The organism is Myxosarcina sp. GI1(2024) (assembly GCF_053543375.1).
On sequence record NZ_JBKGTY010000001.1, the window covers coordinates 718,384 to 743,342 of the forward strand.

Consider the following 24,959-nt stretch of genomic DNA (forward strand, 5'->3'; position numbering starts at 1 on the left):
AAGAAACGAAAAAAGCTATTCAATATCGATAGATGTTGGAGAAGAGCCGCTAGCTGAGATAATATTGCCACCCTGACGATACTCAGTATAAAGGCGATCGCGCCAAGCAAAAAACGGTTCGTAGACGATATTGTCCGCGAGTCCGGGAATGCCTTTACCTTTAAGCTGTTCGGGAATATCCAGATAAGAACCGGCGGGAAATTTCAACAAAATACTCAATCCAGCTACAGCTAAATCTGCCAGGGTAGGAGTATCGCCGACTAAATAAGGACGTTCTTCAAGGATCAGACAAAGAGCTTCTAAGTCTTGTTGTAAGCCTTTGGTGGCTTCTTTCACGGCATCGCCGCCAAACCCTACGCCAGAACCCAAGACATCCAGTAAGTCACCGGGAATCGCACCGACTACTGTCTTGACAAAATCGGGAGTGTCTTTTGGTAGTAAATCGGCTCGAAAATTCTGATTGCGGTTTAAAGCACCGATAAAAGCCTTGCGCCCTTTGAGAGCGATGGATTCGTCAGCCCACTCTTCGATTAACAAGCACTGTCCTTTAGCTAGAGGTTCTGTAGGGATAATAGGACGTTCTGGGTACTTACGCTCTAAATACATAGCGATTTCTGTAGAGTCGGCGATATAAGTACCCCCATCTTTAAGCACGGGTACTTGGCGACTGCCTGACTTTTGCAGCAATTCTATCTGTCCAACGCCCGGAGTAACCTCAACTTTGCGGTATTCTAACTGTTTGTAATCGAGAATGAGTCGTACTTTTTCTGAATGATGAGATAGCTCAAACTGATATAACTCCAGCATTGGGACTCCTTAGAATAAATTAACGTTCACGATCGCCAATATACCGTTTTTGACTATTGATTACATCAATCAAAAGTCAAAAGTTTCTTATGTCTTAAGTGTATTAATTACTGAAAGGCGATCGCTTCTTACCGAACTGGTATCCAATATTAAAATATTAATATTGCTCGATAAACTCAAACCAATAATTAAAATGACCGTATCTCATCCCGTAGAGTTTCAAGAAAGTTTTGACATTATCGTAGTCGGTGGCGGGCACTCTGGCTGCGAAGCGGCTTTAGCGGCAGCGCGATTGGGCTGTTGTACTTTGATGCTGACTTTAAATCTCGATAAAATTGCCTGGCAACCCTGTAATCCAGCTGTAGGCGGACCTGCTAAATCCCAGTTAGTTCATGAGGTCGATGCCTTGGGTGGTGAAATCGGCAAAGTTAGCGATCGCGCCTATTTGCAAAAACGGGTACTCAACTCTTCAAGAGGACCTGCGGTTTGGGCGTTGCGGGCGCAAACCGACAAGCGGGAATATGCAGCAATTATGAAACAAATCGTGGAGAATCAAGAGAACTTGAGCGTCCGCGAGGGCATGGTTACCGACTTGGTCTTGGGTAAAAACGATGAGGTAATTGGCATTGAAACTTATTTTGGCACTTGTTTTGCTGCTCGGGCAGTCATTCTCACTACGGGAACCTTTTTAGGTGGCAAAATTTGGGTTGGTAATAAGTCCATGCCAGCAGGGAGGGCAGGAGAGTTTGCCACCGAGGGTTTGACCGACACTCTCAACCAGTTAGGGTTTGAAACGGGAAGATTGAAAACTGGTACGCCAGCTAGGGTAGACAAGCGATCGGTCGATTACAGCAAAATGGAAGTACAGCCTCCCGATCCAGAAACACGCTGGTTTAGTTTCGACCCCGAAGCTTGGGTAGAGCGCGAACAAATGAACTGTTATCTTACTCGCACTACCGCCGAAACCCATCGAATTATTCAAGAAAACTTACATCTATCTCCGGTTTATGGTGGTTGGGTGGATGCTAAAGGACCGCGTTATTGTCCTAGTATTGAAGATAAAATCGTGCGTTTTGCCGATAAAGCCAGTCACCAAATCTTTATCGAACCCGAAGGCAGAGATATTCCCGAACTCTACATTCAAGGATTTTCCACTGGTTTGCCAGAAAAATTGCAGTTGGCAATGTTGCGGACGCTACCCGGAATGGAAAACTGCATCATGCTACGTCCCGCTTATGCTGTCGAGTACGATTACTTGCCGGCTACCCAGTGCTATCCGACTTTAATGACTAAAAAAGTTGCGGGTTTGTTTGCCGCCGGACAGATTAATGGTACCACTGGCTACGAAGAAGCTGCCGCTCAAGGATTGGTGGCAGGAATAAATGCCGTAAGATTTGTTAGAGAAGAACCGGAAGTTATTTTGGCTCGAGAACAAAGCTACATCGGAACCCTAATCGACGACTTGTGTACCAAAGACTTACGAGAACCCTACCGGATGTTAACCAGTCGGTCGGAATATCGTTTGGTTTTACGCTCTGATAATGCCGATCGCCGTTTGACTCCTTTGGGCAGAGAAATTGGTTTAATTGGCGATCGCCGCTGGCAGCTATATTCGGAAAAACAGGCAAAAATTGCCGCCGAAAAAGAAAGACTTTACGAAACCAGAATCAAAGAAAGAGATGAAGTAGGAATCGCGATCGCGGCAGAAACCAAACAAAAAATTAAAGGCTCGATAACTCTCGCCGATCTATTACGTCGCCCTGGTTTTCACTACGCCAACTTAAAGCGTCACGGTTTGGACGCTCCCGAACTGACTTCCTGCGAAGCTGAAGGGGCAGAAATCGATATCAAATATTCCGGCTACATCAAACGCCAAGAAACTCAAATCGAACAAGTTAGCCGTCACGCTCGGCGCAAACTTCCTCCGGACTTGAATTATCTGGCGATCGAAACTCTCTCGATGGAAGCAAGAGAAAAACTCAACCAAGTAAAACCACTGACCATCGGACAAGCATCCCGTATTGGTGGAGTCAATCCCGCCGATGTTAATGCTTTGCTAGTGTATCTGGAAATTCAATCACGAGCTAAAGATCGAGCGATCGCCAAGTAGCAAGACAAATTGAATTATTCTAAAAGTTTGTCATTTTCTAAATCGGTAGAGAATCATCTAGGTACTATCTAGTATTTCGTAAGCGCTATAACTCATCATTACATTTTTAGCACTACCTCTTAGCAGACTATAAACCTACATCAGCAGCATTAGTCGAAACAACAAAGTCATCAAAGTATGCATTAACATCACGTTCTGGCCACCAGTCGCTGCCTGAGCCACCATGAAAAGTGCTGAAAAATAGGTTATCGATGCCCTGATTATTAGTTACAAATTTGAGATTGTCCCTGGAAAGTACTTGCTCTTTATCCATCCAAACGTCTATTTCTCCATTAGACTGATTGCCGTCATTAATTTTTACTCTTTGAATTAGGTTATGCCATTTACCTCGCGCAAAATATTTATCACTGCCGTCGCTTCCTTTAAGTAAAATGTCTTCTCCATATGCTCCTGGTTTATCCATGTGATATAAATACAGAACAGCTTTTCCATTTTCTCTCCACATATACCGTGAAGTAAATCCATTATTGCCATTACAACTATTGCCTCCGGCGCAAAGACCATCGGCACCCAATCCTGGTAGTTTTCCTCCACTATACTTGGAACCATCAAAATCAAAATCTTTATCGAACTTGACCCAATAAGAAAGAAAGTATTCCTTTTGACTGGGAATTTGCCATTCTGCACCCACATTCGATTGAGCGTTTGAGGGATAGGTAATTTTTAAGGATTTATCGCCAGAGTGAGCATCTTCATTGGTAATCATAGAGTATTTATCCATATACATTGACCACTTTGCATCCCAATCTTGTCTTTGTACGTCAGTGCTATAGATCGTATTATTAGCATGCTGTTCAAATCCTACTGAGATGGCGTTGGAACTAAGAGGTTCGATAAAACTCCAGATTGCTAGTAATGCGATCGCGCCTACTAATCCCCAAGCTGCATATTGTAATTTTTTAGAGATGTTTTTCATAATACTCATTTAAAGTAGTCTGTGTACTGATAGATAAATTTCTCGCTTTTTGAAGATCGGCACTCAGTAATTGCGATCTGCTCAGTCGAATATGTCCCTAATTTGCCAAAACAGGAAGAGGGTAGACAGCGAGGCTCTATTTTTCTTATAAATTGGTTGTAAAAATTGTCTCTTGACTAGTCCAGCAACCCAATGTATGTATCTTTTGACAGTGTTGTCAAAAAATTAAGTTTTGTTAAGAAGAAGATCCATGTAAAAAAATGTTATAACCAATCTATGCAAAATGTATCGACACCAGAACCAACTGAGATTCAAACTAATTCTCGAATTGGCGAGGATGTAGCTATTATTCTGATACTTTTATGGTTTAGTAGTCTGATCGGACTAATGGCGATCGATATTTCCTCGGCTCCCCTATTATGGATCGTTGCGGCAGTTTGTTTGCGTTCTTTTCTACACACGGGACTTTTTATTACTACTCACGAAGCAATACACGGAGTTGTTAGTCCAAATAGAAAATTTAACGATCTTATTGGCTATATCTCGTCTTTTCTGTATGCACTGTTGCCATACAAGCTTTTAGCCAAAAACCATATGCTCCATCATCGCTATCCTGCCAGCGAGAAAGACCCAGATTATCATGAATCGGAGCAAAACAATTTTCTCCTCTGGTACGGCAAATTCATGAAAGAATATTTACAAGGTAGACAGGCTTGGATTTTGCTCGTCGGAATGGCAGTAATTTTCGGGATATTTTTGGTTCTGCACATTCGCCTGAGCAACATATTTTTATTTTGGGTCATTCCCATTTTAATTAGTTCTCTACAGCTATTTACCTTTGGCATATTTTTACCCCACAGAAAAACTTCCTCAGGCAAAAGAGATCGTCATCAGGCTATCAGCAGCAATTATTCAGTGTTTTGGTCGTTTATCGCCTGTTATCACTTCGATTACCATTGTGAGCATCATCAGTACCCCAATTTACCTTGGTACAGTTTGCCTGTAGCTCGTCACGAGCTCTTCTGCTACCAGACGGCAAAGGCTGTAGTTAAAATAGATAGCGATCGCTCTCCTACTAACACTCTTACTAACAATTAAACAATTAAAGTTAAAACAAAAAGCTCGTTGCCCAAACCTCGATCTTTCTTATTTTTTGTCTTATCTTATCTCAAAGCTAAGCTGTTTCAACCTCGATTGGACTGGCGATTCGGACACCAGTCCGATAATTCCGATTAACTATTATTCCATTCTGCAGCAGCATCTTTAACTGCTTGTTCTACAGTTTTTTCATTTAACATTGCCGCCTGTAAATTTTCGTAAATTGCTTTTTGCAGTACCTGTAAATTGTCCATCGCTGGAATTAAAACTTGTGCATCTTTTAGTTGAATTGCACTCACTTTTCGAGCTCGTTTTAAAGTCGTGGTGGTTTCCTGGCTTTCTAAATCTTGAATGTATCGTTCTACTGCTTTGACAGTAGAGGGAAGCACGTTGGCTTCTTTAGCGAACGCAATTTGATTGTCGGTGTTAGTAACGTAAAGTGCATACTTTAACGCTGCATCCAATTTATCGCTACTACGAGCAATTGCCAGGTTCATCACCGCTACATTCTTTTTACCAGTTTTACCAGTAATTTGGGGGGCGGCAGCGGAAACTTCGGCAATTGTCGGGGCATTATTGTTAATTACCTCTAAAAACTCTGCACCAGAAGCTAGTAGTGCTGTTTCTCCTGCCTGATACAGTTCGATGCCGTGGCGATGTCCTTGGGTCAATACTTCTGGAGGCAGTAAATTTTGTCGGTACAAATCTACCCAGTAACCAAAGGCTGCTATTCCAGCCGGAGTATCAAAAGCCGCTTTGCCATCATCATCTACTAACTTTACTCCCATCTGTACCAAAGATTCTAAAACTTCACCCGAATCACCAGGAACAAAAGTGGTAAAGAAAGCATATTTTCCCGTTTTTGCTTTAACTTGCTTGGTTACTTCAGCTAACTCCTCATAGGTTTCGGGTGGTCGAGTAATACCTGCTTGCTGTAGTAGGTTTTGATTGTAAATAGTAATGCGAGTAGTTAAATACCAGGGTAGTCCAAAGGTAGTATTTTTACAACTATTTTCCTGGCATAGTTTTATACTGCTAGCCTGCCAAATTTGAGGTAAATAAGTTTGTTTTACTTCGGGCGAAATTGCTTCTTCAAGATTTATCCAGGCATTACGAGTTGCTAACTGGGAGGCAAAACTAGGATTTAAATTAACTACATCTGGGGCGGTACTTGCCGAAATAGAAGTAAGAATTTTACTTTCCATTGCCGACCAAGGTATATCTACCCAACGCAATTTTACTGGTTCGTTTTTAGTTTCAAAATTATCGTTTAGTTCTTGAAAATATTGAGTAAACTGCGGTTTGAGCTGCATCGTCCAAAACTCAAGTTCTGGAGCACTAATATTGTTGCTCGGACTACAGCTAAATAACCAGCTAATTAGTACTCCTAATATCAGCCACCAACCAAATCTTTGACAATTGAAAATATTCTTCATTTTTTGAGCTAGTTAGAAATAAACGAAATTTATATTTTACAGAGTAATAATAAACAATAAAGGTAAGTATTATTAACCAAACTTAAAATAATAGATCTGTTTTTTTTCAGTACAACCACTTATCTTGAAAATAAATTTTAGCAGCTAGAATATCCGAGATAGCTAGACATTAAATCGAGTTCGTTCGAGCGTGTGTTTAACCTATGTGTGGCTTTTTGACAAGTCGCAATTCTTGCGTCTTTTTATAGCGTATTCTATAGTGACTTCGTCAAAAATTGGCTAAAAACTTTGTCTATTGCCACCGCTATTTAAAGGGATGAGGAACAAAGTTTAGCTAATGCAATTGCCTCGCTTAACCGCTCGCTTTGTTCGAGTTAAGTCCCTTGCTATTAGAAATAATATTATTAAAGATAAGCATATGCTCCAATACTTAACCAATATTTTTAGCAAACAGAGTAACAGTATTGGTATTGAGATAAATCCCCGCAAGATTAATATCGTTCAGATAGCCAAACAAGGGCAAAAGTATAAGCTGCTGAAAAACGTTTCGGCTAAAGTTCCTCAAGGAGTATACGAAAACGGACAAATTGTCGATGCTCTAACTCTATCAGAGTTAATTAAAGACACTCTTAAAGCCAATAATATTAGAGCTAAACAAGTCTTCACCGCCGTGCCGATGCGAGAAGCAATTATTCGGATAGTTCCAGTTCCTGCCGAATTGGACGAAGAAGAGTTAAAAGATATGGTTCTAGTTCATGAAGCGGGAATGTATCTGCCATATCCACGAGAAGAAGTAGATCTCGATTATGCCAAGCTAGGTTACTTTATGGATGAAGACGGGATCGAAAAAGTTAACGTTTTATTGGTAGCTACCAAAAGAGAAGTTACCGACCTCTATCTAGAGATTTTCGAGCAAGCAGATTTACAAACCATCGTTCTAGAAATTAACAGCTTTGCTCTAATTCGAACCATTCGAGAACAACTGCGGCAGTTCGGTTCCAGAGAGGGTGTCGTTTTGGTCGATATTGAATTTGACAGTACGGAAATTGCCATTATCGTCGAGGGCGTACCGCAATTTTCTCGAACTGTACCTATCGGTATCGAACAGATGTATGCTTCAATATCCCAAGCAATGGGCAGTAACCAGACTTCAGATGATTTAGAGCTACTGCAAAATGTCGATTTAATGGCGAATATACACGATGACACCGAAGCTCAAAACATGGAATTGTCCGTCGGCACCTCGGCTGTCCTGAGAGTATTAAAAGAGTTGATCGACGAACTGGGGCGTTCGATTAATTTTTATCTCAATCAAAGTGAAGATTTAGAAATAGCTCAACTGCTGTTAGCAGGACCTGGTGCGACGATCGAACGAATTGATGAGTTTTTTACTCAAAAATTGAATTTACCTGCAATGCGGGTCGATCCCGTGATGGCTTTAGCTCTAGAGGTAAATGATAGTGTGTCACCTCCCCAGCGACCCGGTTTGGGTATTGCTTTAGGTTTGGGAATGCGAAACAGCTAAGCAATAATTTTGCCATTAACAACTGCTAAAAGCCAGTATCGATCTGTTATGTACAATCTAGATATTAATTTTCTTAAAGACCGAGATTTAGTAAAAACTGCAGAAACCTCTACCAAGACTTTAACCGATCCCTCATCTCTTTCGGATAAAGTTCCCATCACTGCAGGAGCGGCAGCCGCTTTAATTCTGCCTCTGCTAATGTTTAGCTATCTCAAACACGTAGAAGCTAGAACTGCCGAACTTGAAGGAGAAATTCAGCAATTAGAAGGAGAAATTGCCGAGCTTGGCAGTCAGAATACCAAAATCGAAGAGATAAAGCAACAGGTAGAGGCTGCAGCAGCCGACACTCAAGCTTTTATCGGCGTATTTGAAAAGATTCGACCCTGGGCGGCAATTTTACAGGTAGTTAGCGATCGCACTCCTCCAGGAGTTCAAGTAAATTCAATTCAGCAGACGGGTTCGCAAGGGAATCTGGGAATCAATTTGTCAGGAATAGCCAAATCTTACGACGATGTCAATGATTTCATGCTGTTTCTGGCGCGATCGCCTTTTTTCGATGGAGGAAATATCACTTTAAACGGTGCCAGCACCACTGAAATACCGGTCAATTTTGAAGGAGAACCAGAATTACCGGAAAATGCCTCATTGATCGTACCTCAAGGGGTTAAATATACGATCTCGGCTCAATTGAGCAATACTCCTGCTTCTCAATTAATTCAGGAAATAAATAATAAGGGTTCGGTTGGAGTAGTTACCAGATTAAAAATCTTAGAAGGTCTAGGAGGGATTGCCAAATGACTTTTACAGGTGATTTTCTTGATGAAGAAAAACTAGAACAATACTATCCTTCTGCCTTTGGGATTACTTTTACTCCCCAAATTACGGGAATTGCTCTGGCAGTTTTAGGAATAGTCGGTGCGGGATATATTTACTTCAATATGGTTGCCCCAGTACGGCAACAATATCAGCAAGTTCAGGATAAGCAGCAACAAACCGAAGGACAATTACAAGGACTTAAAACTGGCGATTTGCAACGGCAATTTGCCGAGCTAAACCAAGAGTTGGAACGCCAAAAAGCTCTTAAGGATAGCATTATAGCTATGTTTGCCAATGAAAGTGACTTAGACACCTTGTTACTCGATTTGAATAGCTTTATCGTCGCCAATCAAGGAAAATTACTGCAATATCAACCCGACAGCGGCACGAACATCGTCCAAGATAGTTCTTTGGGGGATGGTTTGGAGGGTAAACTCAAGCGAAAGGGAATATCTCTGTCTATTGAAGGTACTTTCGCTCAAACTAAAGGAATTTTACGAGATATAGAAAGATTACAACCTTTATTGTTGATAAAAAGCATCAATTCTACTGTCAGTGAAGAGCCGACGGTAGTTCTAACCAGCGATCGCGGCGAAATCGTGCCCCAACAAGAAGCAAAATTACAAACTCAAATACAACTAGACGCTATCTTGCCATTGACCGAAGAAGAACTGCAGGCAGCTCAAGAAGCAACTACCGAACAAGAAACCCAACAGTAACATCATCTTTTTATTGCAAACAGATATTCGCTATCAGTATTAGGTTGAGGAGAAATTATGAATAGTTATCGCGATCCCCTTTCTTGGGTAACGGGATTAACAGCAATACTGTTGGTAGCAAAACCTGGGTTTGCTACCGAGAATTCAATTACGGGAATAAATTTAGAAAAATTAAATAATAAGCTCGAACTAAAACTAACTACTCAAGGTAATGCTCGGGCATCTTACTTCACCGTTCGTAACGACAATACTATTGAAACCAATCTGCTCGATACAGAGTTGAATTTGCCCACAGGCGATAGTTTCAGCCAAAAAAATCCTTTTCCAGGTATTGCCACCATAGAAGTTGCCAAGGTAGATAACCAAAATACCCGAGTTGTATTCACTGTTGAGAAGGAACTAGCAGTGGAACCTGACTTACAACAGCAGGGCAAAGAGATGGTTCTGAGTTTGGAGCGATCGCCCGAAGCAAATAAATTGCAGCAGTTAGGCAGACAAGCGATCGAGAGCCTCAAACAAACCTATCGCTCTATTTTTGGCAGCAATGACCATAATAAAAATGAGCTCAAGCCTACTACTAAATTGGCTCAAAATACCTCACCAGAAATTACTATTAATGACAGTGTAGAGAATCCTCCCGCCAGCAACTCACAACCAGCCCCAATAGATCCCAACCTCGTCCAGAATAATACCAGTCCTGACGTTTTAGTTCCCAACCCCGATATTGAAATTACCGGGGGAACCCCCAACAACTTGCCAGGCGCGTCTTCCAATCTTCCTACCTTACCCAGAGCCGTCGCTCCTCCCGTAGGAGATATGGCAGTTTCTAATATCGATGCCAGTCCCGATCTCGTAGATTTGGGTACCGATACACTCGTACCGCGTTTAGTCTTACGAGATGCACCTGTTAGAGAAGTCCTTTCCATATTGGCTCGTACGGCTGGTTTAGATATTGTCTTTTCTCTGAGTAATAAAGAAGAAGCTCAAACTAACGAAGAAGGAGAGGTAATTGGACCCACGATTACTTTAGATTTAGAAAATCAATCCATACAAGAAGCTTTTAATTCAGTACTTTTGGTTTCTGGTTTGAATGCCAACCGTAAAGGCAATATCATTTACATTAGCGATCGACTACCCACCCAAGCTCGGAACTTAGTTAGCCGTACTTTGCGCTTAAACCAGGTTCGTGCTGAGAATGCAGCTCTATATTTAGCAAGTTTAGGAGCCCAAGGTCAAAGATTGACTACAGAAGTAGAAGAAACCATCGATCCCGAAACTGGGCGCGTCGTTCAGAGAGTTGAATTACCAGCTACCTTAGAAGATTTAAGCGGCAGTTTGGAAGATGAAAACGGTATGCAAGCACTATTACTTCAAGGACTACAGGTGTCTACTGATGACCGCCTCAACTCGATTACTTTAGTCGGCGAACCCCGCAAAGTAGAAATAGCTACTTCTTATTTAACTCAGTTAGATGCTCGTCGCCGTCAGGTAGCAGTTAATGTCAAAGTGGTTGATGTTAACTTACTCAATCAAGACATTTTTAACAGCAGTTTTTCTTTTGGGGTTAATGATAGTTTTTTCGTGCAGGATAATGGTTCTGCTACTTTAAGATTTGGCGAGAGAAGTCCAGCGACATCAGGAGATATTAGCTCTCATACTGGACGCGCAGCAAACCCCCCGGTAATTACTAATCCTTTTGCAGGTGCGGAGACATTTATTGACCTGAATAACCCCAACAATAGCTTTTCTATTCCGGGCACGACTCCTGGTTTGATTAATGACGGTCAAATCGTTAGAGAACGCGGAACGGGCAACTTTTTTGGTAGAGTTGCAGGAATTTCAGAAGATCCCTTTACTGCAAGTCTGACAGATTTTACCCGAGCGGGTTTTGATGAAATAACAGTTACAGAAACTGAAGAAGGAGTGGAAACTACTTTCACTAGAGGAGAAGATGGTACCGCAACCCTATCTCTACCCGGTCTCTTTCAATACCCCGATAAATTCCTCGCTCTCCTAGAAGCTAGAGTTAGCAGTGGTAACGCTAAAATTCTCACCGATCCGACTTTAATGGTACAAGAAGGGCAGCAGGCGACAGTCAAACTCGCTCAAAATATTGTTGAGAGTGTGGAAACTAGCATCGATGCGGAAAGCGGCGCGAGAACGATTACTCCAGTTATTGGTGAGGCAGGTGTAGTGCTTACGGTAAATATTGAAAGAATCGACGATAATGGCTTTATTTCTCTGTCTGTTAGTCCTACTGTAAGTTCTGTCGGTCAGACGCAAGAATTTGATAGTGGTGGTGGTGCGACTAATATACTAAATCTGTTGAGTAAGCGCGAACTTAGTTCAGGTTTGGTTCGCCTACGAGATGGTCAGACTTTGATTCTGTCGGGAATCATTCAAGACCAAGAAAGAACGACTGTATCGAAAGTACCGATCTTGGGTGATATCCCTTTACTGGGTTCTTTGTTTAGAAGCACGGATAAAGCTAACGAACGGGCAGAAGTAATCGTCTTACTGACTCCTCAAATCGTAGATGAGGATAGTAATTTTGGCTACAATTACACTCCAGGCAAAGAAAGCCGCGAAGTTCTTAGAGAAGGAGGAGTTGAACTGCCTGGAAATCCTTAACTTAAGTTAAAAATTTTTAGGATTTAATTACTCTAGTAAATTTTGCCCCCCTGACTCCCCAAATCTGGGGGAAATATATTCAAAGTCCCCAAAATTGGTGGGTTTAGGGAGATAAGTACATAAGTACGAATCTCCTAATTTGTGACTAATTTTAAGCTCGAAATCGAAAAAATTGTTGAAATCTATATAAATTAATGCTTTTGACGATCCATATTTGACGAGTAGAGCTTAGAATAAGGCAGTAAAATACACAGTCTCTGGTTATTGTGGGGATTTTTCTCTACTAATGCTATAAATTAGGCTGGTTAATTTACCAACGGTCAGAGGAGGCTGTTGAGCTTGTCTGCGCAGTAACCTCTGACTCAAATAAGCCAAAATTAAACACAAAAAGGAGATTTTTAAATGAATAAAGGTGAATTAGTCGATCGCATTTCTCAAAAAGCGACCGTTACTAAAAAACAAGCTGACGCAGTTCTAACTGCTGCCATCGAAACTATTATGGAAGCAGTTTCCGAAGGGGATAAAGTTACTTTAGTAGGTTTTGGCTCTTTCGAACGCCGCGATCGCAAGGAACGCGAGGGACGTAACCCTAAGACTGGCGAAAAAATGTCAATTCCTGCGACTCAAGTACCTGCTTTTTCTGCCGGTAAGCTATTTAAAGACAAGGTTGCACCTAAATAGCCAGATTGGCATTTACTTTTTCTTGACTAGACCGAAACACGGTGGAAACTTAGCTTGGGCAGCCGCAATCGCAGGCTGTCCGGTTTCTGCTATTCGGGATTTTTCTGCTAGTATTAACCCTCTGGGGCCGCCTCAAAGTGCTACTGCCGCAATTACCCAAAATATCGAGGGACTAAGAACCTACCCCGATCCAGAGTATTCTCAGTTGCGCTCGGTTTTGGGGCAGTATCATAACCTGAGTCCCGATTACATTTTGCCCGGTAATGGTTCGGCAGAGTTGCTAACTTGGGCGGCAAGAGAATTAGCGCAACAGCAAGTTACTTATTTAGTAACTCCTGCCTTTGGCGACTATCAGAGGGCATTGTCGGCTTTTGAGGCTAACATTGTTACTCGCCCTCTAACTGAATTGGAGCGCGATAAACAACCGTTGTTTAATCTGGGCAAACAGTCGTTTGCCCCTACTGCGGCATCGGGAATAATGATTAACAATCCTCATAACCCGACGGGTAAATTATGGACGAGAGCAGAACTCTTGCCTTACCTAGAGAGATTTGCTTTAGTTGTGGTAGACGAAGCCTTTATGGACTTTTTACCGAGCGATCGCGAACAGAGTTTAATTGCTCAGATCGCAGAGTTTCCCAATTTAATTATCTTACGTTCTTTAACTAAATTCTATAGTCTACCAGGTTTGCGTATCGGTTATGCGATCGCTCATCCCCAAAGACTGCGACGTTGGCAAAAATGGCGCGATCCTTGGTCGGTAAATAGTCTGGCTGCGGTAGTTACCGAAGCGGTTCTCCAAGATCGAGAATTTCAGCAGCGAACCTGGGAATGGCTACCAAGAGCGCGATCGCAATTGTTTCACGGTTTGTCTGAGATTGCCTCATTACAGCCACTAAAAAGCGCGGCAAATTTCCTATTGGTAAAAGCGGAAATATCTTGTACTCAACTGCAGTATCGATTGTTGCAAGAAGACAATATTTTAATCCGAGATTGTCTCAGTTTTCCCGAATTAGGCGATCGCTATTTTCGAGTAGCAGTTCGCTTGTCAGCAGAAAATCAGCAGTTAGTTGACGCGATCGCCAGAATCTTAAGGGGTTGAGAATTAAGAACCGAGAAACAGAATTCCCAAAACTGCTATCGTTTAATCTAGGTTAAAAATTGTGAATTAAGCTATGGCAGTAGATTACAATTTAGTAGTAATTGGTAGCAGTTGGGAAGGAATTTACGCTGCTGCTACTGCTGCTCATCTTCAAGCACGTGTTGCTTTGGTTACTCAAAGTGAGGCTGAATATTTAGATAATAACTCGCTCGTCGGTCATAGCATTAACGAAGTAGCTCGTTGGCATTACTGGCAACGAAAAAATCCTCTGGCGATCGCTTTTGATAATCTACCCAATCCTTGTTTAACTGAAGCGAGAAACTGGGGACGAATTGTTAATGCCACCGTCAATGCCGAACATTCTCTAGCTAGTTTGGCAGCCTTGGGAGTAGACGTAATTTTAGACAAAGGGGAATTTTGTCGATTACCCAAACTGGCTTTTACCACCAGCAACAGAAAGTTAAGATCGCACAAGTACTTACTAGCTACTGGAGCTAAATTCTCGGTTGAGCCGATAGACGGAATCGATCGCACTAACTATTTTACTCTCGAGGATCTTTGGCAGATGGAAGATCTAGAAACTTTGCCCCAACGCATAACTATTGTCGGTGGTTCTTTACTGAGTTTGGAAGTGGCTCAAACTCTAGCGAGATTCGATAAAGACATTACTTTAGTTTTCAAAGAGCGGCGAATTTTACCCCAAGAAGAACCAGAAACTTCCAGGTTAATTCAAGCTCAGTTGGAAGCTGAAGGTATCGAGATCTTAACTGACTCTCCAGTAACCCAAATTAAAGAAATAGCAGGAACTCAATGGTTACAGGCTGGCGATCGAGCGATTGAAACTGAGCTAATTTTTTTTGGAGATCGCCGTATACCTAATATTGATGGTTTAAATTTGGCAGGAGTTGAGGTTAAATACAATCGCGATCGCTTAATTGTAAATAGTAAACTGCAAACTACCAATCCCGATCTATATGCCTGCGGCGATCTTCTCGGCGGTTATTCCATGAAAAATATCGCTCGCTATGAGGTAAATATAGCTTTAAGAAATGCTTTGTTTATAGCTCGATTTAAAACTGATTATTACTATCTTCCTTGGGCAATATTTATTCAACCCAATATAGCAAGAGTAGGTATGACAGAAGCGCAAGCGAGAATTAATTACCGAGATCTTTATGTAGTCAAGCTAGATTTAAATGGGGTTGCCCGAGCACGAATTTTAGGAGAGACTACAGGATTGTGTAAGTTATTAGTCAATAAAAATGGCGCAATTCTCGGCTGTACTCTCATCTGCGATCGCGCTACGGAATTAATTGGTGCGATCGCTATAGCAATGCAACATAAGATAAAACTTAATCGCAATTCTCTAGCAGGATTACTAGAGGTAAATTTTCCCAATGTCTATCCTAGTTTGGCTGAAATTTGGCAACAGGCGGCAGCTAATTATTATCTCCAAAAAATGCAACAAAATCCCATTTTGCTAAATTTTTTAGAAACTTGGTTTAGTTTTAGGAAAAATTGGAAAAACTAGTATTCGCCTCTCGACCATTATCTTAATGTACAAAAAACTATTTATCGTCTTTGAAGGAATAGACAGTTGTGGTAAATCGACTCAAGCAGAGTTGTTATTAAATTATTTTTTAAATCTAGGGGAGCGTGCAGTAATCAGTCCCGAACCTTCTAATGGTATTATTGGTAATTTAATTAGACAGGCATTAAAACAAAGAATTATTTTCAGTCGCGATCGCGATTTATTTGACGAACAAATGGCTTATTTATTTGCCGCCGATCGCCACGATCATTTATATAACGATATCGATGGAGTTTTTAGCTTAATTGCCAATAAGATTCATGTTATTAGCTCTAGGTACTATTTTTCTTCTTTAGCTTATAACTGTGACACTAAAGAACAGTTTGAATTCGTCAGCAGTTTAAACGCTCGATTTCCCAATCCCGATCTTACAGTTTATCTCGAAATTCCGATTGAAGTATCTCTAGATAGATTAAACCACCGTTCTTCAAAAGAAATATATGAAACCCGAGAAAAGCTAACTAAAGTCACTCGAAATTATCAACAAATATTTGATAGTTACCAAGGAGCTTTATTAAAAATTGATGCGACTAAAACGCCTAAAGAGATTCACAAACAAATTGTTGAATACATTGAGAAAAAGTAGCAGTAATTTTTAACTTAAAAATTACGTAACTATTTAGCGCGCTATAACCCGATCTACTCGGGAGATTAATTCATCTAAAGTTTGAATTTCGTTTAATTCTGATTGGGAAACTAGGATCTCTAAATCTTTATTAGCTCGCAAAATCACTGGATAATCCAATTGGAGATTGTATTTTTTCTCGAATTCATCTCTATGCAAAAATTCCATCTCTGTATGTGATTTTTTTCTAAATTTCTTCCACCGTTCCTGTTCTTTAATTAATCCATAGGTTAAAGCACAGAGATTGCATTGATAAGTTTGAGGGCTAACTACTTTGTGTCCTATATCTAAAAAAGTATTAATTAGTCCACTATCGGCATTATAGACAAATATTAATTTCATGGTGTGAGCCTACTATTTAATCAAATCCCGAGCATTTGTCTGGATAAATACTCGCGATACTTCTATCGGATCTTTGCCAATTTGTTCCCTATATAAATCTGTTACTAAGAGTAAACTTTCTACATCATTGCTACTATATCGATTCTATTTTATTGCAGAAATTACATCATCGAACAGTGACTGAGGAACAGGGAACAGAAATTATCTCATCTCATTTAGGATTGCTATAAAATAGTTTTGCTACATTTTCTAATTATCATTCAACTAGTTTGCTTTTCCCAGTCTGGACAATAGGACGATCGCAACCAACCGTAAGGATGTATGGCACATACTAATTGAGTACGAGTAGCAGTGGTTTGTCCGTAAACTCGTCCGTGATAATTACTGCAGCCTATACAAGCTTCAGGACGAGAACTTTTTACGCCATCAAACCCTAATTGCGTACGTAAAATGTAGCTTTGTGATTTATGACGGTGCCAGTTTCGATAAGCTGCTTGCCTTCTAATTAAATTTGCTTTTTGAAAAATTGCAGTATTTTGATAAGTATTGTCGGGCATAATTTACCCCTTGGTATCGATCTAATTTATTTAATAAATAACTCGTATTGACACCTTTGACAATCATTCACAAGTTGTTAATTGTAATCAAAGCAATATATAATTCGCCAATAGCATTATTGAGACTACTTACCCTAACCAAAAACGATCTTGTAATTCTCTACTGTAGTTATATGAAATACTTAAATGTTTACTAGGGATGACTAAAGTTTACAGTCAATAATTCTTCTTTTGCCTTCCGCCTTCTGCCTTCTACCTTCTAAAGATTGTGTCTACCCAAGAGAAAACTGCTGTAATACCAGTGGTGAGTTAATAAGAAAGTTGAAGTATTGAAAATTGCGATCGAATTAATAAAAAACTAAGTATAAGTAACTAGGTTGATTAAGATTGAAATGAAAACAGATGCAAACTTCTAAACTTAATGGCAGGCGTAGATACCTTTGTTCTAGACCTCACAATTGTCTTAGGCTCCTCAGCATTGGGTGGTTTTATTGCTAATCGCCTGCGACAACCAGTTCTTTTAGGCTATCTAGCCTGTGGCTTGGCGATCGGACCCTTTGGTTTGGGATTAATCGCTCAAGTAGAGCAAATCAAATCTTTAGCAGAAATTGGCGTGGCTTTTCTCCTGTTTGCTTTAGGTGTAGAATTTTCCCTCGCCCAACTAAAACGAGTAAAAGATATTGCCATTAAAGGTAGTTTGCTGCAAATTGGTTTGACAATCGCCTTGGTGGCAATTTTTGCTTGGGTGTTTGGCTGGGTGACGACACCAACCCAGGGAATTTTTCTAGGAGCAATTCTCTCTCTCTCTTCGACAGCAGTAGTACTCAAAACTCTCACTGAAAGGGGTGAGGTAGATACCATTCACGGTCAAGTAATGCTGGCGATCCTGATCGCTCAAGATTTGGCTTTGGGTTTGATGCTGGCTGTTTTACCTGCTCTTAACGAACCAGACAATCTAGTTCCTGCTTTAGTCGCGGCAATATTAAAGGCAGCGATCTTTTTCGTTAGTGCTATAGCTGTCGGCTACTGGGTAATTCCTTCTCTGATGAAAACTATAGCTCAGACTGAAAATAGCGAGCTATTTTTGTTGACAGTGATCGCTTTGTGTCTGGGAGTTGCCCTAATTACTGCTAGTCTTGGATTGTCGATTGAGATGGGAGCTTTTGTAGCGGGGTTGGCTATCTCCGAAATTGATTATTCAGATCGGGCTTTAGCTAAAGTCATACCCTTACGAGATACCTTTGCCAGCTTATTTTTTGCTTCCATTGGAATGTTAATCGATCCCCAGATCCTCTGGCAAAATTTAGGCATAATTGTGGGTTTAGTAGCTCTAGTCCAAATCGCCAAGGCATTGATTGTTTTTCCTATCGTCTGGCAATTTGGCTATTCGTTTAAAACGGCAATTATTTGTGCTTTGGGACTAAATCAGATTGGAGAATTTTCGTTCGTTTTAGCGTTGGTAGGACTTGAGTTAGAATTTATTACTCAAGAGAAATACTTGCTACTTATCGGTACGACGGCGATAACTTTAATTTTAACTCCAATTGAAATGAAGTTTTCGCCGCAAATTGCTCGCCGACTGGCAACTATACCGTTAATTGCCAATTATTTAGAGCGCAGACAACAAAACCGAGGCATATCGGTTCCCGAAACGATTTGCAACCATGTAGTCGTAGCGGGTTATGGTAGAGTCGGACAGGTAATTGTGAAAATTTTACGCGACCGCGGCTATGAAGTTCTGGCGATTGAAAACAGTGAAGCGGCGGTAAGACGCTTGCGACAAGAAAAAATTCCCTATGTTTTTGGCGATGCTGATTCAGAATTAGTCTTAGAAAAAGCCCATTTACCCAAGGCTCAAGCTCTGGCAATCGCTCTCCCCGATCCCTCAAGCACTCGTATCTTACTGGAGCACGCTCTCAAGCTTGCCCCCAAATTAGACATTGTAGTTCGCACTCATAACAATAGCGAAATCGATTTCTTAGCTCAGATGGGTGCCAAAGAAGTCGTGCAGCCAGAATTTGAAGCCGCTCTAGAAATGGGAGCACAAATTTTAACTACTTTAGGTGAATTCGAAGCAACAATTAGTTCGGTACTGCAAACAATTCGTCGCGATCGCTATTTGAGCGTTCGTTCTGAAAGTGAAAGGGATGGTGAGTAGGTAAATGTCTCGTGTTTAATTTAAATTAATACATGAATATCCCCAAAGATAGAACGCGATCGTCCTTTCTCCCTTTTGCATTTTCGCTTCTATCTTGAAAGAGGTAGTAGACCATTTCTCGGCTTCTTCTACTACTCTATTTCCTCTTACCTTTTACCTCAGCTTTCCAGAACGTAGAATGCTAATCACCAACCACAGTCCCAATAAGCTAGCTGCGGCAAATAAAATATTGCTGACAATCGATACCTGAGTTGTCTCAGAACCCGTAGAAATAATCGCCGCTCCCATAATCAAAGAGCCAACTAGAATACTAAACGAAAGTCGATTGGCAGAATCTTCCAGACTTAGAGACAGCAAGTCGATCTCGCGGATTCTCAGATTCCATTTCAGAGTTTCTGAGGTAACGCGGTCTAATAGTAATTCTACCTGGCGCGGCGATCGCAAAGTCAAACTTTTGAGATCCAAACCAATACGCAGCAAAGTTTCTAAAGGACGTTCCCCTAACAACTGACGGCGAAATAAATCTGCCATCAATGGTTTGATTTGCTCGAGAAAATTAACTTCAGGATTGAAGCCACGAGCCACTCCCTCTAAGTTAGCTAGAGATTTGGCATACAATCCCATATTGCTGGGAAGACGAATTTTGTTATTGCGCGATACCTGTAAAACTTCATAGAAAGCCTGACTGAAGTTAATTTGCGAAATGCTACGATTATAATACTTGCGCAGCATGCGATCGTAATCATTACTCAAGCGCGATAAACTAACGGGTTGTCCCCCTTCAGCTAGTTCTAAAGTTAGCTGGGTACACCTTTTCGCATCCAAATCCACGATCGCCAACAGCATTTCGGTTAAAATTTGTTGGGTACGGGGATCTAATCTCCCAATCATCCCGCAGTCGAGCAGTGCTACTCGACCATCTTGTAAATAAAAGATATTTCCTGGATGAGGATCGGCATGAAAGAAACCATCGATATAGATCTGTTGGAAAAAAGCCCGAAATAAAATTGTAGTAATTTCCTGTCTTCTGGTGGCTTCGTCCTTCTTTTCAGTCGCTTCGATCTCAGCCTTTAAAATTGGCTTTCCTTCTAACCATTCGAGAACCATCAATTTCGAGGTGGACAAATTTCGATAGACTTGAGGAACGAGAATTTGACTGGCATCGAACCAGTTACTCTTGGACATATTGAGCCGTAACTGTTCTGTATAGCCAGCTTCGATAGTAAAATCCAGCTCGTTTTTGATTGCATCGGTAAATTCTTGAGCTAAAGCTACGATATCAAAATCCTTACCGAATTCGGTAAAAGCAACTAACTCTGCTAGACTTTTAATTAATTCGATGTCGCGGTCTACTACTGGTTCGATTCCGGGACGCTGCACTTTAATCGCTACTTGTTGTCCGTTAACCAAGGTGGCTCGATAGACTTGAGCGATAGAAGCAGCCGCTACGGGATTGCGATCGATCGAAGCAAAGATTTTTTCTAGGGGTTGGGATAGCTGCTCTCGAATGAGACTCTCTACCTCAATCCAGGGTACGGGAGGAACGTTTGCTTGAAGATCGGTAAGTTTATCTACATATCGTCCGGGTAAAATATCGGGACGAGTTGATAGTAACTGTCCCAATTTGACATAAACGGGTCCTAACTCGATTAAAATATTTCGCAGTACGTCGGGAGAGGGTAAGCGAGGTTCTTCAGCGTTATTGCCAGTTAACAACCTCCGCGCATAATCCCAACCGTTACGAAATACTACTTCAGCAATTTCTCTCTGGCGAGAGGTATTTTTGGTAAGAGCAAACATTTATTTAAAGAGTTCCAAACACTCGTGAGCTAAAATACCTTTGGTTACTTTGACGTTTTGAAATCCTCGGGCAATTACTTCTTCGCAAGTAAGATCGATTTGTTTTGAACCAATACCGATTAAGTTTTTGATCGAAGCTCCGAATACGATTTCAGATAATCCCGCCCAGACGCAAGCCGCAGCGCACATCGGACAAGGTTCACAAGTAGTATAAAGGGTATAACCCTTTAACGCATCCAAAGAGTAGGAGTTTTGAGTGGTAAAGCTACGCAAAACATTAGTTTCTGCATGAGCCAGGACATCATTATCGGTTTGGGCAGTATTATGTCCTCGGATAATAACTTCTCTGTCTTTTACGAGTACCGCACCATACGGCAGATCGCCTTTTTTTGCCTCTTCAAGTGCTATGCGCATAAAATTTTCATGGCTCATGATACTTTTGGGTTCGATCTGGTATTTATAACAAATTGCTACTTCATAGCTTATCTCAAACAAGAAGGCACGAGGCACTAGTCTCTAGGCACTAGGATCTCGTATTTAAATCTAATCGTTTTTTTTACCTCTCTACTTTTTGTTGGCAATGACTGCATAAAAAGGATCGTCTCCGGTTATTCCGAACATTTGCAACAGGCTAGAACCTGGTGCCTGACGCACTACTATTTCTGGGGTACTAAAGCCAGCAACGGCTTGAAAATATTGCTCGACCAACTTAACTCTATTAGTTTCGGTACCATCCCGCCAAGCAGCGATCGCTTTTTGATAGAACATTCGGTTGGAGAAACTGACGATAACCACTCCTTCTGGCTTGAGGATGCGCTGAATTTCGGCAAAGACTGCCTCTGGATACTGAAGATACTGCACGGAAACTGCAATTAAGACTGCATCAAAACTAGCATCTTCTAGGGGTAATTTGGGATTTTGATTGAGATTTTGCACGAAATAGCTGTCTAAGCGCGGATTTTTCGCTAATTCTTCTTCATTGAGTCCGTGTCCTACCACCTTCTCGAACTGCATTTCTGCAGGTAGGTGAGATACCCAACTGCTCATTAAATCCAGAATGCGAGTATTAGGCTGCAATCGTTCGCCATATAGTTCGCTGAGGCGCTCGATAAAACTTTCGTCGACGTGGGTGACAAAGCGCGGAAAAGCATAAAAGTCATTGTCGTCGGTAGCGTCTAATTTAGACCTTTGTTCGGATCTGAGTATCATTTGGTATCTATGGCAATTATCTAACTCTCTACTATTTAATTATGACGAATTATTAAGCAGATTTTGAATAAAAATTAAGCGACTTGGCACTGCAAAATACAAAAAATATTTTTATTTGTTTTTCCGCCCAATCATTACTAACAATATAATGGGCAACTTGAAGCACTCTCCTAAGCTTGATTAAAATGTAGCTGTAAATCAAGCAAAAGTTTAGAAATTACAATCTTCTCGTGTTTTAGGTTAGCTGCTAACAGAATTATTTAGGTAGCAAAACTATAATGACCAACGAAATCAGCAAGAAATAGCCCCTTAAATTTTCCAAGGAAGGGGAAGTTCAGAAGATTTAAATTTAATTATTAATGAGTCCAGAGCAGATTACAGAACAGCAACTAGCTAATTTAGAACCTAACACTCAACCGACAGCCACCGAGCGATTCGAACATTCCTTAAAAGATATTTACTGTGTCAGCGGTTTAGGTGCCGACGACCGAGTATTTAAGCAGCTAGAGTTTGAAGGCTACCGTCCAGTTCACATTCGTTGGTTAGAACCAGAACGAGGAGAAACAATTGCCAGCTATGCTAAAAGGCTAACGGCTCAGATAAAGTCAGAAAAGCCAATTTTGATCGGATTATCTTTTGGCGGTTTAATTGCAATCGAAATTGCCAAACAAATTGAGGTAGAGAAGATAATTTTAATTTCCAGTGCTAAAAATAAACACGAAATTCCGCTTTACTTTAGGCTATTGCGCTGGTTTCCCATTTATCGCCTGATTCCTCTAAAAAGTATAGTTTGTACCGTATATCGAATAGCATATTGGTTCTTTAGTTTGGAAACCATAGAGGAACGCAAGTTACTCAGAGCAATCTTAACTGATACCGATCCGCATTTTTTGAAATGGGCAATTCATCGGGTTGTCACCTGGAATAATAAGCAGGTTCCCGAACAAATCTGTCATATTCACGGAACGAACGATCGCATTTTCCCCATTTCTTTTGCCAAAGCAGATTTACAAGTAGAACAAGGGGGACATTTAATGATTATGAATCGCGCTGCTAAAATTTCGGCTCTAATTAGTCAAGTTCTCGATCGGGTTGACTTGGTTGAGAGCTGCTAAAGCGATCGCTCGTGGTAAGATGCGATGTTCTTGCTCTTGTATTCTGGCGTGTAGAGTTTCGGGAGTATCTTCTTCGTCAACCGGCACGGCAGCTTGAATTAGAATTTTACCACTATCGATTTCTAAGGTTACTAAATGCGCGGTACAGCCCGTAATTTTGACTTTGGCTGCTAGTGCTCGTTCTACAGCGCGAATACCTTTGAAACTTGGCAACAAACTGGGATGAATATTGATGATACGCTCTGGAAAACTGGCGATTAACACTTGAGTTACCACTCGCATCCAGCCTGCCATTACTACCCATTCTGCGCCATATTGTTGCAGGGTAGTCACAATAGCGCGATCTAAATCTTCTCTAGTTTTATAATCTCTATGGTTGAGTAAGACTGTGGGAATACCATGTTTTTGTCCCAGCGATCGCACTTTTGCTTGAGGATTGTTGTAAATCAGAACTTGGATCTCTGCGTTTAATTGACCAGAAGCGATCGCTAAAGCGATCGCCTCGAAGTTAGTTCCGCTTCCCGAAGCCATAATTCCCAATGGAAGTGGTTGACTGGGATTTAATTCTGACAGTGGCAAATTAGGAGATATTAACACGAGTAATTTAGTCGATCTTGAGAGGATATGACGAACGGTTTCGGCGATCGCCGTAGAGTTTAATCTTTCAAACTCAATATAAAGTCTTTTGAATAAGAAAAAAATACTTTTTAAATGAGGATACGATCTACGCAAACGACAGACTAAGGTTACTTCATTAGATAGAGTGCTCGTCACAACAAAAAAACTAACATAAAGCTAGCTCAAATTGTGTTGTCTTTTAAGAAAAAACTCTCTAATTTGATTACAAAAAGATCGGCTAATTGTAAGTACGAAATGGTACGAAATTGGGAAATGATACTTGATCTGTACGATATCTCCATCCGATTGGCAAAAGTTACAATTACTCAACCTCTAACCCAACCTCAAGCCTTTGTTTTGTCAGGAACTCAAATTTTTGTTGCCTTGGTTGCCGGGGTACTAATGGCATTTGCTTTTCAGTTTCTGTTAACAAACTTGACTCTTGCTACTGAGATTTCAACTGAAAATTCTCCTTTAGAAACAAGCGCAGCAGACGATTGGAGTAACAAGGTTCAGAATGGAGTTTGGGCATTAATTACAGTTAATCTTGCCCTTTTTGGTGCTTGTTATTTAGCAGTTAAATTAACTTTAGTTAATAGTATTTCCTTAGAAGCAATTACTGGACTTTTAATTTGGTCGGCCTTCTTTTTAATGCTACTCTGGATTAGTTCGAGAACGGTTAGTTCTTCAGTAGGTTCTGTGGTTAATAGTGCCTTATCAGGGTTGCAAGGAATTGTGCCCATTGTCACCACTGCATTAGGTGGAAAAGCAGTCAACGCTCAAGTCGTCAATACAGTACGGGAGTCCGTAGCTTATGTGCGTCGTGAAATAAGTTTGGCGGTTGATCCCACGGGAGTTCGAGGAAATCTAGAAGACTATCTCAAGCTGATTCACTACTATTTTACAAGATCCCAAAGCGGGTTTCGAACAGTTGCGCGATCGCTAACGCAGCTTGAGACCTGCTACTAGAGAAATCCTCCATTTGGCTCAGTACTAATTGCTGACTCAATGAATCAGGATGAAATCTTAGCTTTCTAAACTTT

The 24,959-nt window shown here is 41.0% G+C and carries 22 protein-coding genes; 13 read left to right on the forward strand and 9 right to left on the reverse strand.

The window, feature by feature from the left end; all coding sequences use genetic code 11:
* Positions 1-15: 15 nt before the first annotated feature.
* Positions 16-807 (reverse strand): glutathione S-transferase, encoded by a 792-nt coding sequence (locus tag ACLFKQ_RS03555; RefSeq protein ID WP_448998513.1) that lies wholly within the window; start codon positions 805-807, stop codon positions 16-18.
* 193 nt (positions 808-1,000) lie between these two features.
* Between ACLFKQ_RS03555 and mnmG the strand changes: the two genes are divergently transcribed.
* Positions 1,001-2,917, forward strand: coding sequence for a tRNA uridine-5-carboxymethylaminomethyl(34) synthesis enzyme MnmG (mnmG, locus tag ACLFKQ_RS03560; RefSeq protein ID WP_448999445.1), 1,917 nt, complete (start codon positions 1,001-1,003; stop codon positions 2,915-2,917).
* A 127-nt stretch (positions 2,918-3,044) separates the two neighbouring features.
* Here the strand turns inward: mnmG and ACLFKQ_RS03565 are convergent, their stop codons facing one another.
* On the reverse strand, positions 3,045-3,893 hold the full coding sequence (locus ACLFKQ_RS03565; RefSeq protein WP_448998514.1) for a polysaccharide lyase: 849 nt from the start codon (positions 3,891-3,893) through the stop codon (positions 3,045-3,047).
* Between the two features lie 276 nt (positions 3,894-4,169).
* Here ACLFKQ_RS03565 and ACLFKQ_RS03570 point away from each other — a divergent pair, with 276 nt between their 5' ends.
* Positions 4,170-4,991 carry a fatty acid desaturase gene (locus ACLFKQ_RS03570; protein ID WP_448998515.1) on the forward strand — a complete coding sequence of 274 codons (822 nt, stop codon included), beginning with the start codon at positions 4,170-4,172 and terminating at the stop codon, positions 4,989-4,991.
* A 134-nt stretch (positions 4,992-5,125) separates the two neighbouring features.
* Here ACLFKQ_RS03570 and ACLFKQ_RS03575 read toward each other — a convergent pair whose 3' ends face one another.
* Positions 5,126-6,427, reverse strand: coding sequence for an ABC transporter substrate-binding protein (locus ACLFKQ_RS03575; protein ID WP_448998516.1), 1,302 nt, complete (start codon positions 6,425-6,427; stop codon positions 5,126-5,128).
* A gap of 418 nt (positions 6,428-6,845) precedes the next feature.
* On the opposite strand from ACLFKQ_RS03575, the gene pilM reads away from it, so the two are divergent.
* The 8 genes from pilM (at position 6,846) to tmk (ending at position 16,078) form a co-directional block, all read left to right on the forward strand.
* Positions 6,846-7,952: a type IV pilus assembly protein PilM gene (pilM, locus tag ACLFKQ_RS03580; RefSeq protein WP_448998517.1), complete on the forward strand. Its 1,107-nt coding sequence runs from the start codon at positions 6,846-6,848 to the stop codon at positions 7,950-7,952.
* Between the two features lie 48 nt (positions 7,953-8,000).
* Entirely contained in the window at positions 8,001-8,750 is a 750-nt protein-coding gene (locus tag ACLFKQ_RS03585) for a PilN domain-containing protein (RefSeq protein WP_448998518.1), read from the forward strand.
* Positions 8,747-9,487, forward strand: coding sequence for a type II and III secretion system protein (locus ACLFKQ_RS03590; protein ID WP_448998519.1), 741 nt, complete (start codon positions 8,747-8,749; stop codon positions 9,485-9,487). The genes ACLFKQ_RS03585 and ACLFKQ_RS03590 overlap by 4 nt, the downstream gene beginning before the upstream one ends.
* 57 nt (positions 9,488-9,544) lie before the next feature.
* Positions 9,545-12,118 (forward strand): secretin N-terminal domain-containing protein, encoded by a 2,574-nt coding sequence (locus ACLFKQ_RS03595; RefSeq protein ID WP_448998520.1) that lies wholly within the window; start codon positions 9,545-9,547, stop codon positions 12,116-12,118.
* Positions 12,119-12,520: 402 nt separating this feature from the next.
* Positions 12,521-12,799: an HU family DNA-binding protein gene (locus tag ACLFKQ_RS03600; RefSeq protein ID WP_448998521.1), complete on the forward strand. Its 279-nt coding sequence runs from the start codon at positions 12,521-12,523 to the stop codon at positions 12,797-12,799.
* Positions 12,800-12,821: 22 nt separating this feature from the next.
* The gene (cobD, locus tag ACLFKQ_RS03605) at positions 12,822-13,901 is read left to right on the forward strand and encodes a threonine-phosphate decarboxylase CobD (protein ID WP_448998522.1); all 1,080 of its coding nucleotides are present in this window, start codon (positions 12,822-12,824) and stop codon (positions 13,899-13,901) included.
* A 73-nt stretch (positions 13,902-13,974) separates the two neighbouring features.
* Positions 13,975-15,432 carry a dihydrolipoyl dehydrogenase family protein gene (locus tag ACLFKQ_RS03610; protein ID WP_448998523.1) on the forward strand — a complete coding sequence of 486 codons (1,458 nt, stop codon included), beginning with the start codon at positions 13,975-13,977 and terminating at the stop codon, positions 15,430-15,432.
* Between the two features lie 25 nt (positions 15,433-15,457).
* Positions 15,458-16,078: a dTMP kinase gene (gene tmk / locus ACLFKQ_RS03615; protein ID WP_448998524.1), complete on the forward strand. Its 621-nt coding sequence runs from the start codon at positions 15,458-15,460 to the stop codon at positions 16,076-16,078.
* Between the two features lie 33 nt (positions 16,079-16,111).
* On the opposite strand, the gene ACLFKQ_RS03620 is transcribed toward tmk, so the two are convergent.
* Both ACLFKQ_RS03620 and ACLFKQ_RS03625 read right to left on the reverse strand, forming a co-directional pair.
* Complete coding sequence (locus ACLFKQ_RS03620) at positions 16,112-16,459, reverse strand: GTPase (RefSeq protein ID WP_448998525.1); 348 nt, start codon at positions 16,457-16,459, stop codon at positions 16,112-16,114.
* A gap of 260 nt (positions 16,460-16,719) precedes the next feature.
* The gene (locus ACLFKQ_RS03625) at positions 16,720-17,016 is read right to left on the reverse strand and encodes a hypothetical protein (RefSeq protein WP_448998526.1); all 297 of its coding nucleotides are present in this window, start codon (positions 17,014-17,016) and stop codon (positions 16,720-16,722) included.
* Positions 17,017-17,437: 421 nt separating this feature from the next.
* Here ACLFKQ_RS03625 and ACLFKQ_RS03630 point away from each other — a divergent pair, with 421 nt between their 5' ends.
* Positions 17,438-19,174 carry a cation:proton antiporter gene (locus ACLFKQ_RS03630; RefSeq protein ID WP_448998527.1) on the forward strand — a complete coding sequence of 579 codons (1,737 nt, stop codon included), beginning with the start codon at positions 17,438-17,440 and terminating at the stop codon, positions 19,172-19,174.
* A gap of 153 nt (positions 19,175-19,327) precedes the next feature.
* On the opposite strand, the gene ACLFKQ_RS03635 is transcribed toward ACLFKQ_RS03630, so the two are convergent.
* The 3 genes from ACLFKQ_RS03635 to ACLFKQ_RS03645 form a co-directional block, all read right to left on the reverse strand.
* Positions 19,328-20,974 carry an ABC1 kinase family protein gene (locus ACLFKQ_RS03635; RefSeq protein ID WP_448998528.1) on the reverse strand — a complete coding sequence of 549 codons (1,647 nt, stop codon included), beginning with the start codon at positions 20,972-20,974 and terminating at the stop codon, positions 19,328-19,330.
* A complete protein-coding gene (locus tag ACLFKQ_RS03640; protein ID WP_448998529.1) occupies positions 20,975-21,406 on the reverse strand; it encodes a nucleoside deaminase in 432 nt (143 codons plus the stop codon). It lies immediately after the preceding gene.
* Between the two features lie 132 nt (positions 21,407-21,538).
* Positions 21,539-22,183, reverse strand: coding sequence for a class I SAM-dependent methyltransferase (locus tag ACLFKQ_RS03645; RefSeq protein WP_448998530.1), 645 nt, complete (start codon positions 22,181-22,183; stop codon positions 21,539-21,541).
* Between the two features lie 359 nt (positions 22,184-22,542).
* Here ACLFKQ_RS03645 and ACLFKQ_RS03650 point away from each other — a divergent pair, with 359 nt between their 5' ends.
* Positions 22,543-23,298: an alpha/beta hydrolase gene (locus ACLFKQ_RS03650; protein WP_448998531.1), complete on the forward strand. Its 756-nt coding sequence runs from the start codon at positions 22,543-22,545 to the stop codon at positions 23,296-23,298.
* Here the strand turns inward: ACLFKQ_RS03650 and purN are convergent.
* Positions 23,251-23,895 (reverse strand): phosphoribosylglycinamide formyltransferase, encoded by a 645-nt coding sequence (gene purN, locus ACLFKQ_RS03655; protein ID WP_448999446.1) that lies wholly within the window; start codon positions 23,893-23,895, stop codon positions 23,251-23,253. The two genes, ACLFKQ_RS03650 and purN, sit on opposite strands and share 48 nt — an antisense overlap.
* Before the next feature lie 294 nt (positions 23,896-24,189).
* Between purN and ACLFKQ_RS03660 the strand changes: the two genes are divergently transcribed.
* Positions 24,190-24,885 carry a hypothetical protein gene (locus ACLFKQ_RS03660; RefSeq protein ID WP_448998532.1) on the forward strand — a complete coding sequence of 232 codons (696 nt, stop codon included), beginning with the start codon at positions 24,190-24,192 and terminating at the stop codon, positions 24,883-24,885.
* Positions 24,886-24,959 lie beyond the last annotated feature (74 nt).

What these genes read in the sequence shown, in the direction of transcription:
- ACLFKQ_RS03590 (WP_448998519.1), top strand. Translation starts at nt 8,747, where the DNA reads ATGACTTTTACAGGTGATTTTCTTGATGAAGAAAAACTAGAACAATAC.
- ACLFKQ_RS03640 (WP_448998529.1), bottom strand. Translation starts at nt 21,406, where the DNA reads ATGAGCCATGAAAATTTTATGCGCATAGCACTTGAAGAGGCAAAAAAA.
- ACLFKQ_RS03660 (WP_448998532.1), top strand. Translation starts at nt 24,190, where the DNA reads ATGATACTTGATCTGTACGATATCTCCATCCGATTGGCAAAAGTTACA.
- ACLFKQ_RS03600 (WP_448998521.1), top strand. Translation starts at nt 12,521, where the DNA reads ATGAATAAAGGTGAATTAGTCGATCGCATTTCTCAAAAAGCGACCGTT.
- ACLFKQ_RS03645 (WP_448998530.1), bottom strand. Translation starts at nt 22,183, where the DNA reads ATGATACTCAGATCCGAACAAAGGTCTAAATTAGACGCTACCGACGAC.
- ACLFKQ_RS03620 (WP_448998525.1), bottom strand. Translation starts at nt 16,459, where the DNA reads ATGAAATTAATATTTGTCTATAATGCCGATAGTGGACTAATTAATACT.
- pilM (WP_448998517.1), top strand. Translation starts at nt 6,846, where the DNA reads ATGCTCCAATACTTAACCAATATTTTTAGCAAACAGAGTAACAGTATT.
- ACLFKQ_RS03635 (WP_448998528.1), bottom strand. Translation starts at nt 20,974, where the DNA reads ATGTTTGCTCTTACCAAAAATACCTCTCGCCAGAGAGAAATTGCTGAA.
- ACLFKQ_RS03610 (WP_448998523.1), top strand. Translation starts at nt 13,975, where the DNA reads ATGGCAGTAGATTACAATTTAGTAGTAATTGGTAGCAGTTGGGAAGGA.
- ACLFKQ_RS03595 (WP_448998520.1), top strand. Translation starts at nt 9,545, where the DNA reads ATGAATAGTTATCGCGATCCCCTTTCTTGGGTAACGGGATTAACAGCA.
- ACLFKQ_RS03565 (WP_448998514.1), bottom strand. Translation starts at nt 3,893, where the DNA reads ATGAAAAACATCTCTAAAAAATTACAATATGCAGCTTGGGGATTAGTA.
- mnmG (WP_448999445.1), top strand. Translation starts at nt 1,001, where the DNA reads ATGACCGTATCTCATCCCGTAGAGTTTCAAGAAAGTTTTGACATTATC.
- ACLFKQ_RS03575 (WP_448998516.1), bottom strand. Translation starts at nt 6,427, where the DNA reads ATGAAGAATATTTTCAATTGTCAAAGATTTGGTTGGTGGCTGATATTA.
- ACLFKQ_RS03570 (WP_448998515.1), top strand. Translation starts at nt 4,170, where the DNA reads ATGCAAAATGTATCGACACCAGAACCAACTGAGATTCAAACTAATTCT.
- ACLFKQ_RS03630 (WP_448998527.1), top strand. Translation starts at nt 17,438, where the DNA reads ATGGCAGGCGTAGATACCTTTGTTCTAGACCTCACAATTGTCTTAGGC.
- ACLFKQ_RS03555 (WP_448998513.1), bottom strand. Translation starts at nt 807, where the DNA reads ATGCTGGAGTTATATCAGTTTGAGCTATCTCATCATTCAGAAAAAGTA.
- ACLFKQ_RS03585 (WP_448998518.1), top strand. Translation starts at nt 8,001, where the DNA reads ATGTACAATCTAGATATTAATTTTCTTAAAGACCGAGATTTAGTAAAA.
- tmk (WP_448998524.1), top strand. Translation starts at nt 15,458, where the DNA reads ATGTACAAAAAACTATTTATCGTCTTTGAAGGAATAGACAGTTGTGGT.
- ACLFKQ_RS03650 (WP_448998531.1), top strand. Translation starts at nt 22,543, where the DNA reads ATGAGTCCAGAGCAGATTACAGAACAGCAACTAGCTAATTTAGAACCT.
- ACLFKQ_RS03625 (WP_448998526.1), bottom strand. Translation starts at nt 17,016, where the DNA reads ATGCCCGACAATACTTATCAAAATACTGCAATTTTTCAAAAAGCAAAT.